This is a genomic window from Chamaesiphon polymorphus CCALA 037, assembly GCF_003003845.1.
GTDB classification, from domain to species: Bacteria; Cyanobacteriota; Cyanobacteriia; order Cyanobacteriales; family Chamaesiphonaceae; genus Chamaesiphon; species Chamaesiphon polymorphus.
Genome location: NZ_PVWO01000112.1, coordinates 1 through 13,414, shown reverse-complemented (window position 1 = coordinate 13,414; position 13,414 = coordinate 1). Strand labels below are relative to the sequence as shown.

At 43.3% G+C, this 13,414-nt stretch carries 7 protein-coding genes; all 7 read left to right on the top strand.

Going from position 1 to position 13,414, the window contains the following annotated elements:
* Positions 1-54 precede the first annotated feature (54 nt).
* The 7 genes from C7B77_RS11015 (at position 55) to C7B77_RS10985 (ending at position 13,064) form a co-directional block, all read left to right on the top strand.
* Entirely contained in the window at positions 55-1,050 is a 996-nt protein-coding gene (locus C7B77_RS11015; protein ID WP_106304128.1) for a group II intron reverse transcriptase, read from the top strand.
* 258 nt (positions 1,051-1,308) lie between these two features.
* Positions 1,309-2,421, top strand: coding sequence for an RNA-guided endonuclease InsQ/TnpB family protein (locus tag C7B77_RS11010; RefSeq protein ID WP_106304125.1), 1,113 nt, complete (start codon positions 1,309-1,311; stop codon positions 2,419-2,421).
* Between the two features lie 103 nt (positions 2,422-2,524).
* A complete protein-coding gene (locus tag C7B77_RS11005; RefSeq protein WP_146138267.1) occupies positions 2,525-6,562 on the top strand; it encodes an RHS repeat-associated core domain-containing protein in 4,038 nt (1,345 codons plus the stop codon).
* A gap of 262 nt (positions 6,563-6,824) precedes the next feature.
* The gene (locus C7B77_RS11000) at positions 6,825-8,090 is read left to right on the top strand and encodes a hypothetical protein (RefSeq protein WP_146138266.1); all 1,266 of its coding nucleotides are present in this window, start codon (positions 6,825-6,827) and stop codon (positions 8,088-8,090) included.
* 389 nt (positions 8,091-8,479) lie between these two features.
* Positions 8,480-9,073 (top strand): Uma2 family endonuclease, encoded by a 594-nt coding sequence (locus C7B77_RS10995; protein ID WP_106304116.1) that lies wholly within the window; start codon positions 8,480-8,482, stop codon positions 9,071-9,073.
* A gap of 18 nt (positions 9,074-9,091) precedes the next feature.
* Complete coding sequence (locus tag C7B77_RS10990) at positions 9,092-9,859, top strand: hypothetical protein (RefSeq protein ID WP_106304113.1); 768 nt, start codon at positions 9,092-9,094, stop codon at positions 9,857-9,859.
* A gap of 295 nt (positions 9,860-10,154) precedes the next feature.
* Positions 10,155-13,064 carry a plasmid replication protein, CyRepA1 family gene (locus tag C7B77_RS10985; protein WP_106304110.1) on the top strand — a complete coding sequence of 970 codons (2,910 nt, stop codon included), beginning with the start codon at positions 10,155-10,157 and terminating at the stop codon, positions 13,062-13,064.
* The last annotated feature ends 350 nt before the right edge of the window (positions 13,065-13,414 follow it).

Sequence of the window (13,414 nt, the reverse complement as noted above, 5' to 3'; positions counted from 1 at the left end):
CACGTCCGGTTTGGGGAGAGGAATGAAGAAACACATAAACCGTAAGGTTTAGAGGTGCGCTTTGTTCCTACTCCATTATCACCTCTATTAGCCAATATCGGATTGCATGGTTTAGAAACATTCATTAAAACCACCAATCAGATAATACACCCAAAATGGAAAGATATATCTTATCCAGTAAGTGTGGTTAGATACGCTGATGATTTTATTGTCACGGCTAAAGACAAAGGAAGTCTAGAGAAAGCCCAAATACAGATACAACAATGGTTATCAGAAAGAGGTCTTGAACTCAGCACGGAGAAAACGAAAATCACATCAATGGAAGATGGCTTTGACTTTCTCGGATTCAACCACCGTCATTACAATGACACAATTCTCATCAAACCATCTAAACAGAAAGTCCTAGAATTCTGCAAAAGAATAGGGGGGATAATAAAGGATTTAAATGGGTATGAACAAGAGGTAGTCATAAGAAAGCTCAATCCAATTCTCCGAGGTTTTGCTAACTATTACAAAGGTCAAGTTAGCAAGAAAGCCTTTTCTTATATCTCTAACAGAGTATGGAAATATCTTTGGAGTTGGGCTAAACGTAGACATCCCAACAAAGGAAGAAGATGGATTAAGAAGCAATACTTCAAAACTATAAAGGGTGTTAGTTGGACATTTGCATGTTCAACTGACGATCGGCGCGGTGGCGAAAAGCTTCTTACCTTATATGCCATTGACTACGAACCAATCGAACGCCACACAAAAGTTAAAGGTAACGCATCACCAGACGACCCGTCACTAAAAGATTACTGGGAAAAACGCACCAAAAACAATGGAAAGAGTAGATTTGAACGCAATTCGCGGAACTATAAAATCGCTCAAAACCAAAATTGGAAATGTCCAATATGTGGCGAATCCCTAGTCAACGGTGAAGAACTGGATATCCATCATATAGTACCTGTCGCTCAAGGCGGACTAGACGACCTAGAAAACCTACAGCATTTACACGCATCGTGTCATCAACAGGAACACTCAAAAACCAAGTTAACTCGCTTGAAGTAAGGCTTGAGCCGTGTGAGTGCGAAAGTCTCATGCACGGTTCTTAGGGGAGGGGATAGGGGCGACCCTTGAACCTTACCCGACTAAACACCGCTGCGAATATGCCTACAACCGTCGAACTGAATCCACCGCAGGTTAAAGATATCGCCACCGCGTTATTTATCCACACGACTAAACACTTCGACATCTAAACCTGATGGGGCGAGGATTCTCGCCCTGACAAGAAAATAATTGAAGAACCGATCAGGTGGCAAAATAATTATGCGGATTAGTTTCAAGACCGAACTAAAGCTAAATAATCGAGAACGAACTCAACTAGCTAAACACGCTGGCGTTGCCCGTCATGCTTGGAACTGGGGCTTAGATTTATGTCAGAAGATCCTCAACTACAATCGAGAAAATCCTGATGATAAGTTGAGATTTCCCTCAGCTATCGATTTGCATAAATTTTTAGTTAAGTGGGTAAAAGCTGAAAACCCTTGGTATTATGAAGTATCAAAAACTAGTCCCCAATATGCACTTAGACATTTATCTTCAGCATTCTCTGACTTCTTTCGCAAAAAGATGGCAAATGGTCGAAGGGTAGGTTTTCCCAGATTCAAAAAGAAAGGACAGCATGATTCTTTCACATTGCAAGGGACTATTAAAATCAAACATCGTTCGATTCAACTACCAAAACTAGGAATTTTGAAGACTTACGAGCGATTACCTCAAGGATTGGCACCTAAAACAGCGGTCGTTAGTCGAACAGCCGATCGTTGGTTTGTAGCTTTCAGCTATGAAATCGAGCCAAATCCAACTGTCAAAATGTTGACGGCTGTTGGTGTGGACTTGGGAATTAAAACTCTAGCCACCCTGAGTACTGGTGAAACCTTTCCAAATCCGCAGCCGTATCGCAAATCTCAAGCTAGATTGGCTAGACTTCAAAAGGCGGCTAGTCGCAAAGTTAAAGGTTCAAAGAATCGCCACAAAGCGAATATGAAGGTAGCTAAACAACATGCGAGAACTGCAAACATCCGTAAAGATACGCTCAATAAATTGACAACCCATTTGGCTAAAAGCCACAGCCAAGTGGTGATTGAAGATTTGAATGTATCGGGATTAATGGCTAATCATTGCTTGGCTAAATCAATTGCAGATTTAGGTATGTACGAATTTCGTCGCCAGCTAACTTATAAATGTGAGTTATATGGTAGCGAATTGATTACCGTAAATCGGTTTTTTCCAAGCTCTAAAACTTGCTCTGGCTGTGGACATATTCAAGATATGTCGCTCAAAGAACGTGTTTTTAACTGTCAACAGTGCAATGCAAGTATCGACCGCGATCTCAACGCTGCCATTAACTTGAGAAATCAAGCTCTTATATTAGCTTAATTTTTATACTGGGTGCAGCTTGCGCCTGGAAGCCTACAGAGGGATAGCCGCTCCGATGCCCCCGTTGAAGTAGGAAGTAGACATCAATCTAGCTTGTCTGGATTTGTATAGGTTCTATCGGGCGGCGGTTAAGACTGAGTATGATGAGCAGGGACGGCTGAAGAAGACGGCGAATAGCAGTGGGAATGGGGTGGAGTTTGTCTACGCTCCGTTAAATTCGATTCAGACTGTTGAGGATGCTTTGGGTAATGCTACTACTTTTGAGTATGACGTCAGGGGTAATGTTATTACTGAGGTGGATGCTAATGGTGGGATTATTCGTCGGACTTACGATGATGATACTAATATGTTGTCTGAGACTGATGCTGAAGGTAGCACCAGATCCTATACCTATGATTCCAACCGCAATCGACTCACCGAAACAGATGGTTTAGGCAACACCACTCGCTATACTTATAATCAATTTGGATTCGTCACCCAAAAAGTTAATGCTCTGGGTCAAACTACTAAGTATGAATATGACGCTAGAGGCAATCAAACTGCTACGATTAATGCGATCGGACGAACCACAAGTGTCTTTGATGGTTCCGGTCAAATCACCTCCATCATCGACGATAAAGGACAAGCAAATAACTTTGTCTACGACAGGTTTGGAAGAGTAACTAGTAAAATCGACCCCACCGGACACACCACTAATTACACATATAATGCCGATGGCAAGCTCTTAAGTGAAGTTGAAACAGTCCTCAAAAATGGTGTTGCTACCGTATATAGTGAGAAAAAATGGACTTACGATAATAGCGGTAAAGTTACCTCGAACACCGATGCTTTAGGACGAATCGTTCGGTATGAATACGATGCACTCGGACGACAAACAGCCATCATTCAAGAAAGCATGAATAATCGTCGCACTGAATACCAGTATGACGAGCGCGGTAACTTAATTAAAACTATTCTAGCCGATGGTAGTTCCACTTCTACTACCTACGACGCACTCAATCGCGAAATAGCTACCACCGATGCTTTAGGACGTACCACCCAGACTATCTATGATAAATTAGGTCGAGTAGTCGAAACTATTCTCCCCGATGCTACTCCTAACGATCTCACCGATAATCCTCGATCGAAAGCCGAGTATGATAAAGTCGGTCGAGTCGTGAAATCATTTGATGAATTGGGTCGATTTAGCGAGTATCAATATGATGCTGCTGGAAGGGCTACTTGGATGAAAGATGCTCTGGGTAATAAATCGACTTATACTTATAGCACCACTGGTAGAAGACTGACTGAAACTAACGCTCTCGGTCAAACTACCAAATATATTTATGACAATCTGAGTCGGTTTGTTGCCACTGAATTTGCCGATGGTACCCGCATTTCTAATACCTATAATGTCATTGGTAATCGTGATAGTTCGACCGACCAATTAGGACGGATTACTTACTATGAATTCGATAAACTCAATCGGTTGACATCAACTATCTATGCCGATGATACTCCAAACGATCTTACCGATAATCCCCGTACTCAAACAGAATACGACGAACTCGGTCGAGTTATCGCCACTATCGACGAAAATGGCAATCGGGAAGAGTATGAATACGACATCGCCGGACAATTAATCGAATCCCGTAGCGACTGTCTCTGTCGGCGCAAAACCTACACCTACGATAACGCCGGAAATAAACTTACTGAAACCGATCCGTTAAGTAACACTACTTATTATACATATGACATCCTCGATCGCTTAACTAACACCCGTTACGCCGATGGGACGCAAACTAGCATCACCTATGACAAGCTCAGTCAAGTTGTATCCCAAACTAACCAAATGGGTAACAGCACTAGTTATGAGTATGACGAACGCAATCGTAATACCGCCGTTATCGACGCACTCGGACAGCGGACTAGTTATAGTTACGATATCATTGGCAATCTCACCAGTATTAAAGATGCTAATCTTCACATCACCAGCTATGAATACGACGCACTAAATCGTCGGACTGCGACGATTATCCCGCTCGGACAACGCTCGACTACCAGTTATGATGCGATTGGTAATATTACTAGTTCTACCGATTTTAATGGTCGGACGATCTCCTATAGCTACGATGCGATGAATCGGCTCAAAACTAAGCAGCTAGGCGCGAATAACAGCGTTACTTACGCCTATACCCTGAATGGTCAACTGAGCAGTACACTCGATACCAGAGGCACTACCAGCTACAATTATGACCAACGAGATCGGTTAATTAAACAAACCGAAACTGACGGTCAAACGCTCCAATATACTTACGATAAAGCCAGCAATCGGACGAGTATTACTACAATAGCTGGAACGACTACTTATGGCTACAATCGCTATAACGAGCTGACAACAGTCACCGACAAAAATGGTGGCGTGACGACTTACACTTACGATAAAGCGGGGAATCGGACGAAGATTCAGATGGCTGATGGGACGGTAGAGACGCGCAATTATGACTTACTCAATCGTCTGATTAATCAGGAAACGAGTAATGCGAATGGGGTAATTGCTAGTTATACCTATACTCTCGATGCTGGGGGTAAACGGGTTGAACTACTAGAGAATAGTGGACGGAAGGTTGGTTATAGTTACGATAAGCTCGATAGGTTATTAACGGAACAGATTACTGATAGTACTAACGGTAATCGGACTACGGGTTATGTGTATGACCCAATTGGAAATCGAGTTAGTAAGACTGATTCGGTGGCTGGGGTGACTACTTATGTTTACGATAATAACGACAGGTTATTAACTGAAACGAATGGGAGTAAGATTACTACTTCTACCTACGATCTGAATGGGAATAATCTCACTCGTGGGGATGGAACTAGTCTGACAACCAATACTTGGGATATCGAAAACCGTTTGATTCAGTCGGTGACTGATGCGAGTACTACTAACTATCAGTACGATCCTAATGGGGTGAGGGTGAGTAGTAAGACTAATGGAGTGGAGACACGGTATTTAGTCGATCGGAATCGTCCTCATGCGACGGTGTTGATGGAGTATGATGCTAGTGGAGTGCCGACTGCTGAGTATACCTATGGGTTAGGTTTAATTTCACAGGAACGGGGTGGGGTTAAGTCTTTCTATCATGCAGATGGGTTGGGAAGTACGCGGTTCTTGACGGATATTGGTGGGAATATTACCGACTCTTATATCTATGATGCGTATGGGAATACGCTTAGTTCGAGCGGTACGACGGTAAATAATTATCTTTATACTGGAGAGCAGTTTGACAAGAATTTAGGGGAGTATTATTTACGAGCGCGGTATTATAATCCGAGTCAGGGGAGGTTTACGGGGAGAGATCCTTTTGAGGGGATGTTAGAGGAACCGTTGTCGTTGAATAAGTACGGTTACGTGCATGGTAATCCGATTAATAATACCGATCCTAGTGGGATGTTTTCATTAGCAGGAACATTAGCTGATTCGTCTGCTTTAGATGCACAAATGGCAGCTTATAACAATGCAATTTTTAATTTTGTCGGTAGTGCTTTAAGTCGCGCTATTGCGGCTGGTGGAACTCTTGGTGGTAGCGGTACTGGAGCTAAAATAGGAACACTAGTATTATTAGCTTTAGCTGCTTATATTCTCAAGGAGATGACTACTACAGAGGAATCTGAAGAGAACAATACAAAATTTCCTATTGTTTTCTATGGAATGACGGCTGAGAGTGGGGGTATTAAATCTATAGTTACAACATCAGAACATGTCAAAGATGCCATTCGTTCTGGAAGACCAGCTATGTTAGCATTTCAGCAATTACCAAAAACTGTATGGTATACCTTAACACCTGAATGCAATACAACGGCACGCAGAAATTTTAGCAGAATAAATAGTTATCCTGGATTTCGTGATGAAGGAAATTGTGATGAATATCCATTTTTCAAGACAGAACAAGGTGGCCCCACAAATTATCCATCGATAGTATCACTCAGATTAGTTCGTCGTCTAGAAGCACCTGTTCAAGGCTCTTTAATGAATATTCCTCTCAAAAACTTAGGTATCATTGCGGGAGATCCTGATAAAAAATGGTATGGAATTGTTTCGATTCCTAGCAAACTACCTCAATCTTTTTGGAGAAAGTCAGATGGAGGAATAGTTTATTAATTTTCAGTCTTGCTTAATCTCATACAAATAAAATATTGCTCGATCGATATATAGTATTTATATGGACGACCTTATCAATTTTATTAATGACAAAGAAGTGAATTTAGCCGAGTCTTATATCAAAAAATGGGAGAAAATTTTATTTTCAACTCATTTAATAGACAAAGACAGAGCTAAAGCAGCAGTTGAGTCTGCATATACTATACTCAATTTACCAATTCCAGAATTAATTTTTCTTCCTAGTCCGTATGTCAATACTGGTATGCTTGGAACGCTAGATTTATCTAAATATATCTTCCTAAGATCGTGTTTAAAAGATAAATTGAGAAAAAGTATTTGGGATCGAACTGATGAATTATATTTCAAAAAGCCTCATGGTGAAAGTAAGTATTGTCACCTCGATCGGTCAGAATTATTTCAACATTTGTGTGAGTGTATCTACTATAATTCTACTTTAATAAATAATAATCCACCATTTTTTGATGAGAATACTTTTTTTCAGATCTATCTATTTGAGTTTAGATATACCAACCCTTGGTATTACGATTTACATGTCAATTCGATTAGTAATGAATGCAACATGGAAATTTGGAATACGTGGAAATCTCTATGTGAAGAATGTCCTTATATAGTGGCATTCGAGAATACTTGTATAATCATAGAACGACCAATAGAATTGTATTTAGACAGACAATTACTAACCCATGCCGAGGGTAAAGCAGCAATTAAATTTATAGATGGCCATCAAATTTATTGTAATCACGGCATCATTATTTCAGATAAGTACGGGAAAATTCATCCTAATGATTGGCAATCATCATGGATATTGTCAGAACAAAAAATAGAATTTAATGAAGATATTGCTTGTGTTTTAATATGCAATATTGGTTATAAAAAATTCCGTGAAGAAGTGCCAGATCGAGAACATCAATATTGGTTGAATTATCATGCACTAATCTTCAATTCAATTAGCAAGATTGCCGACTGGCTATTCTTTTATCATGATGATTTTTATCATTATCTTAATCCAGATGTAAGTGAACAGCTAGTAACTAAAAAAACATTTGAATTTGAATGTTTTTTCAACAGCTTTCCTTTTAAATTATCTCAAGAGTTGCAGAGTCTATGCTTAGGTTATGATGGGAGCTATCAAATTGCTCCTGGTTTATATTTTTATCCCATAGAGCAAGCTATTCAAAATTATACTTTTGAATGTCAATCCTACTTCATTCGACTATTTCATGGCGATCGACAAGAAATCTATTATGTCCTCTGCGACAATGAGGAAAGAATGATTTCCCCCGTTTACTGTCAATTCCCAGGCAAAGAGCCAGTAATCTATGCCGAATGTGTCACCAGCCTAATTGTGACGATCGCGCAGTGTTATCAAGAAGGAGCTTACTATATTGCCATCGATGAAGAAACAGGAAAAAGATCGATCGAGCAAGACTTAGATAAAATCGAACCAATCTTCGAGAAATTCAATCCCGACCAAATCGATACTTGGCGTTCGTTATGGAAGAGTTAGAGATTTAGATACTAAATAAGTTCTGTAGGGTGGTACTGCCCGCATCCCAAAACCTTTGTTCTGACTACGAATCTCGATGCCGCGCTCGTGAAAGGGCAAACTCTGACTAAATATCTACCCATGCGATCTACGTCGTCGATCTAGTCAAATCCACCATAACTACTACCATCTATCCCTTCAATCCCTTGTCTGAATTGGATTCGAGCCGATTTTACTGTGAGATTTCAAGTTCCGATAATCGTATTTATCGGTACCTGATTTGCCAGATTGGTCGAATTCCGCTCGCCCCTCGCCGAGTCAGACCGAACGGGATTGTCCCAAACACGGCTCGGTAGTGCCATATATAATTGAGATGCCAGGAGCGATAAAGAGACGGGAAGAAAGTAAAGATGCAATCATTAGAAACTAAACCATTCTTACTAGACATTCATAGCATTACTCTTCGCATCACCCATGAAGAGTTCGAGAAGCTGTGTCTTGATAACCCAGAGCTGCGACTGGAGCTAATGGCAAATGGAGAATTGATTGTAATGGCACCAGCAGGTTGGGAAAGTTCGGAGAAAAACGGAGATTTATTTGGGGAGGTTTGGACATGGAATCGCCAAACTAAGATCGGTCGAGCTTTTGATTCGTCTGGCGGCTTTACCCTCCCAAATGGAGCCGTTCGATCTCCCGATGTGACATGGATTGAGAAATCCAAACTAGCAAATATCCCTGCTGGCGTTAAGTTTCCTGAAGTAGTCCCCGATTTTGTCATCGAGCTACGCTCTGATACAGATAGAATGCCCAAGCTGCGAGAAAAGATGGAGGAGTATCGAGACAACGGAGTGCGCCTGGGCTGGCTGATAGACCCACAAAAGCAACAGGTCGAGATTTACCGTTTGGGGCGGGATGTTGAGGTGTTGGAAGCTCCGACTGTGTTAAGCGGTGAAGATGTGCTGTCTGGTTTCAGTTTAGATTTGCAATCAGTATTTAAGAATTGATGTTTTTGTCAAATAATCATGAGTGAAATAATTAATGAAAATTTTATAGATACAGATGTAGATATCCTGTCGCTTTATACTGGCAAAAAAGATGAATACCTTCAAAACAAAGAAGCAGTAGAGCGGTTAAAACAGGAATCAGATTTACTGGCGAAAATTATTCTTGGTGGTACTGTTGCCAGTTCGATGCTCGGACTATTCTCAGTCATTAACCCTGCCCTGTCATTGGGTGGTGTCGCTCTATCGGGTATATTGACTCAATCAGACTATCTCTGGAGAGTGCGTCGATTGTACCTAGTTGCTAAAACGATATTGGAAGAATTTGGCGATGAAAATGTGACGATCGTACCAAGAGTTAAAACCAATAGTGCGATTATCGATTTATTTGTGAGGATGCCAGACCGAAGAATTTTTGCTTTGATGGTGAGATCTAGTGAAGATGCTTCGATTAAGTGGAATGAAAATCTTCAGGATTTCTTTGTGACAAAAAAAGGTAAGAATCCCAAAAGATACAATCATTTAACCAAGACAATCGAGCAATTAAATACATTACTCGATTTGAGGAAAGATAGACATCCGTTAATGGGTAATAGCTATAGCGAGCGTAACGCACCGATTATTAAGGCGATCGTGCTCGCACAAGGAGCTAAGATCGCTGCTACTAATGCGCCAGAGCAATGGATCGAATTTGGTCGAGCTAGAGTTTTAAAGGTGCGTACTACTAGCATTGCTTATGTCGTGGAATATGACGATTTAATTAAATTTATGCTACTACCGGAAAAATAGGATGTTTGAGGCGCAAAAAAGGGAATAATATAAGCAGTAGCCCAAACAGCAGAAAATCCTCGCCTTGATAGGGAGAACTCGCTAGGGTGAATAACCGTAATTTACAGGAGCCACCGCTCAACTCCCAACCGCCGCCTTCAAAAAGGGCGGAATTACACGTAACTAGTATTGCTTTAGACGGCACTACTAGTGTACCCCCGTATGGGTGGACATGCAACGTTTTTACTCTCTTTCTCAGCCATTTCAATCAGAGAGTAAACGGGACAAAGGGTAGAGCGATCTAGAAGATCGCCAAATGACACAACAAAAATTACAGTCCGAGTTACAACAGAGCGCAATCGACCCCCAAATAGCAGCACTAAATTTTAGTGAGGTCGGTCAAACCGAAGCATTCGCATTTATCGTCCGCAACGCCAAACGCCGCAACGATGGGCGATTGATCGATGGGCATTTACGGATCTACCAACAATTTGCAACGGGCGGCTGGCGGTGTCGCGGTATCGATCCGCTCACCATGCAGCCTAGCGAGTGGGGCTGTCTCAAGCCGTATAACCCGCGTATCGATGACATCAAGCGCAAAACGATTAAATACGAACATCCCCACGGGCAACCGACAGAGTTGTTTGCTTTGCGGGTAACTTGGGAGATCGGACTCAAAATCGCGGCTACAAACGGTTTAGAGGCTAAATACTTGGCACGGATGCCTGTAACCGTCAGCCCTCAAGCCGAAGATCGGGATTTTTGGCAGTGGGTCAAAGACACTCCAGCGGTGTCGATCGTGCCCACAGAGGGGGCTAAAAAAGCCGCTGCATTGTTATCGGCGGGATATTGTGCGATCGGGTTGCCAGGGATTTATGGCGGCTATCGCGCCCAACGTGAGGGCGAATCGTGCCAACCTTACCTCATCCCCCAACTCAAGGCATTCACACAGCCAGAGCGGGAGTTGGTGTTTGCGTTCGATCTGGATACCAACCCGAACACGATCGCCGCTGTCCGTACAGCAATCGATAAAACCGGACGGTTGCTAGAGCGGTCTGGCTGTAAAGTATCGGTGATGGCTTGGACTCACGCACATAAAGGCGTAGACGACCTGATTTACCATGAGGGAGCTGCCGTACTCGATGGGACTTATGCCGAACGTCTATCCTTAGACACTTGGCGGCTCCAGGGCAATTTTAGCCTGGATCGGTATGAGGCGGTAAGGATTAATAGCCGCTGGGTCGATGCAACGGTCAGACCGGACAAACTGGAAGGTAAGATCGTTGGGGTCAAATCTGCCAAAGGCACAGGTAAAACCGAGTGGCTGGCACATCAAGTCGAGCAGTATATCAACGACGGGCGCGGCGTACTGATCTTGACCCACCGCGTCCAACTCGCCCAAGCTCTTGCCGATCGGTTGGGTATCCCCCATGTGAGCGAAGTATGGCAGCATGGGCAATTGTTAGGTTTCTCGTTGTGCGTTGACAGCTTACATGCTAACTCCCAAATCAAGTTCGACCCTAAAGTGTGGGAGGGTGCAGCAGTGGTGATTGACGAAGCCGAACAGGTAATTTGGCATTTACTCAACTCAAACACCTGCTCTAGCAAACGAGCCGAGATCCTGGCTAATTTTGGGCTATTGCTCCAAACGATCGCTGAGACGGGTGGGACGGTCTTTTTAAGCGATGCTGACTTGTCCGCCAACACGATCGAGTACGTCCAAAAACTGACAGGTGGGATGCCGTTGTGGTTGGCAATTAACGACTACAAACCCGTTGCAGGCAAACGGACGTTAACTGTCCATAAATCGCCAGCAGATCTATTAGCAGCCGTAATTACCGATATTAATGCAGGCAAAAATATCATCCTGCATTGCTCGGCTAAGGATGTTAAGTCTAAATGGGCAGCTCAAAACCTGGAGACGGCAATTGGGCAAACTTGCCCAGGCGTATCAATGCTTTGCTGCGATTCCGATACTGTCGCGGACAAAGAGCATCCAGCCTACGGAATCGTCAATCGGCTGGGAGATCTCCGTCGATATCAAGTTGTCATCGCTACCAGTGTAATCGAGACAGGAGTGTCGATCGAGGGCAATCATTTCGATGCTGTTTACTGTCTCGCCAACGGCGTGCAAACAGTCGATGCAGTATCCCAAACGATCGAGCGGGTGCGGTCTGATGTCCCTCGACACATGGCGATTACTACGGGCGGGATCGGCTGGATCGGTAACGGCAGCAGTAACCCCCGACAACTGATCGCCAGTCAAAAACAGGTGGCTAAGTTTAACCTTGCCGCACTCAGCCAGCAGGATTCAGCCCTTCAAATGGACGAGATGGAAGCTTGCCACGTCTTCACTTGGGCGAATTATGCGGCGAAAACTAACGCGGAATTTCGCAATTATAAGCTCAACATCACCGCTAAATTGGAGCGTGAAGGTTACGAGATAATCGAATCTGCCCCAGATCGCCATCAAGAAAATTGGGACGAGTGCTTGGATGAGGTTCGCGACGCGAATTACACACAACAACGCCAGGAGATTCGCGACACCCCCACACCGGATGAGGTGGAGATGAAAAGACTCAAGAAACAGCGGGGCAAGACCAAAGCCGAGCGTCTAGCACTGGCTAAAGGCAAGCTGGTCGAGCGTTACGGCACAGATGAGATAACAGATGATTTAATCGTTAAGGACGATAGTGGCTGGTATCCTAAAATCCGCCTGCATTACTACCTGACAATCGGGCGAGAGTTTGCCGCCACCAAAGACCGCGAACGCCTCCAATCGATCGCTCACGAGGATCGGGCATTGCCGATGGATATCAATCGCTCGTGTATGTCTGGCAAACTGCAAATACTAGATGCCCTGAACATCAAACAATTTTTCGGTGAGGACAAGGTATTTACCGCCCAAACCCTTACTGATTGGCACGAGTGGGTGCAGCGGTATAGCGGGGCAATTAAGAATGCACTAGGTTTATCGATCTCTGCCGAATCCAACCCGATCCAGACCGCCCAAAGACTGTTAGGACTGGTCGATTTGCGTTTAACTTACATCGACCAGGTACGTGAAGGTGGTACGCGCGTCCGTCGCTATGCTGGAGTCGAGCGCGACTTTGATGATGGACGTGATGAGATCTTCGAGCGGTGGTTCGAGCGCGATCTGGCTAAATGTCACATTACTGCTAATAAATCTATCGAGCGGGGAGGCGTGACAGAAGTTGCTTGCTAATTGCCCCAAATGCCTAAATGTCACACCCTTACTAATAGATCTTATAAAAGGGATGTTTGTCTTGCTTCTCTCCCCATCTAGACTTTTGGTTTAATCTACTAAAAACAAAGAGGCAAAAGCCCTCAAATCTTTGTTCAGAGTGGGTTAGAGGCTTAGGTGGGGTGGGGTTTAAGGTGTCTATAAGAGTATCCATAGGAACTAAAATTGCTAGAATGCTTGCTGGATCTAGATTTAGCTTAGTGGTACCGCTATTTTTAGAACGTAAGAACTAGATAGGGCTTGCTGAAAAAGTAGGAGAATAGTCTTTCAAAAATTGATTGGTAATGAAAAAAGTCGGAGTAATTAGTTTT